Source organism: Sodalis-like endosymbiont of Proechinophthirus fluctus, from assembly GCF_001602625.1.
Lineage (GTDB): Bacteria > Pseudomonadota > Gammaproteobacteria > Enterobacterales > Enterobacteriaceae.
In genome coordinates this window covers 9,262-10,675 of the sequence record NZ_LECR01000078.1, presented here as the reverse complement: position 1 = coordinate 10,675, position 1,414 = coordinate 9,262, and the positions used below count along the sequence as shown (strand labels likewise).

At 54.5% G+C, this 1,414-nt stretch carries 1 protein-coding gene and 1 pseudogene; one reads left to right on the top strand and one right to left on the bottom strand.

Annotated elements, in window-relative coordinates:
• Positions 1 to 476, top strand: a 476-nt coding sequence (gene dolP, locus BG74_RS07655; RefSeq protein ID WP_244267430.1) for a division/outer membrane stress-associated lipid-binding lipoprotein, incomplete at its 5' end; no start/stop codon positions are given.
• Positions 477 to 509: 33 nt separating this feature from the next.
• Here the strand turns inward: dolP and BG74_RS11420 are convergent.
• Positions 510 to 1,130 (bottom strand): annotated as a pseudogene (locus tag BG74_RS11420) (transglycosylase domain-containing protein).
• Between the last annotated feature and the right edge of the window lie 284 nt (positions 1,131 to 1,414).

Below are 1,414 nucleotides of genomic sequence, written 5' to 3'. Positions count from 1 at the left end.
CCGCCACTGATCCCCGCACCATCGGCACCCAGGTCGATGACGGCACGCTTGAAGCACGGGTCGCCAATGCGCTGGCAAAAGATCAGCAACTGAGGAAAGAGGCACACATCGTTGATACGGCCTATCAGGGCAAAGTCCTGCTTACTGGCCAGGCGCCGACCCCCGAGCTTGCTGAACGCGCCAAACAGATTGCGATGGGTGTCGACGGCGCCACCGAGGTCTATAACGAAATCCGTCAGGGGAAGCCGGTGTCGCTGGGATGCGCGTCAATGGATACCTGGATCACTACAAAGATCCGTTCGCAGCTGCTGGCCAGCGACGCGGTCAAGTCTTCCAACGTCAAAGTGACCACGGAGAACGGCGAAGTCTTTCTGCTGGGACTAGTGACCAACGCTGAAGGCAAGGCAGCGGCCGAAGTTGCCAGTAAAGTGAACGGCGTGAAACATGTCACAACCGCCTTCACCTACTTACAGTAAACGCAGTTAAGGCCAACCGGTGTTATTCACATCTTAACGCAGGCCTACCTGCTCTAGATAACCATGACTGCCTATTTGCCGCATCTGGCGTAAGATCCAGCGCTGTCGTTGGCGGGCATAGACGCTGGGCGCGGCGCCGCGTAAGCTTAGCTGGTTGGGTGATACCACCGCCTCCACGCCAAATATGCCAGTGCCAAATTCCGCAATATTTAGATACACGGTCAAAATGCGCCCTTGGTCCAGACCCTCAATCTCGAGCGTCACGTCAGTCTCCAGCTCTTTACGCAGCCAGCGGCGTCCGTCCCACAGCAGCAGGTTTTTCGCCGTCTGTTGCGATAGAGATGGAACGCACCGCGAATATATGCTGGCTGCGCGCATTTTATAGTTGAGAGCATCTCGACTCGAATAGCGGTGATATCGAACCCCAATGGCGGGAAAATTTTAGTCCTCGACCGCCATCACTGCCAATGCTATCGGCGGTGCAATGGCCCATATCGGCACCCAGCGCAAGTGGGCGACATAGCAGAAATCCCCTCTTAGCCAGTGATCTATCTGCCGCTCTGACATAACGGCGGTGAAAGGCACCGGCACAAAGGCAAATAACACTATCGCCTGCAGCCACAGTGCAACCAGGTCCAGACAGCCTCTTAACAGCTAGCGCTAAATGCGCTGCAGTATAGAGCGATCGCCACCACAGCCCTTCATGGGATAAATTCCAGCACGCGCGCCACCAGTTTATCAATACCATTAGACACCTCAGAAATCTAGGTATCCTGCATATATGCTAGCGTCGTAATAATATTATTATCGACAGCGATAATAATATAGTCCACCAGGCATGTAACATGGATCGCGCCCATGTCGTCCGCCATCTCGACTCCATCGACATCAGTGCACAGCGTTAACCATAGCGGGACTGCCATGACTTTGGGTAATAG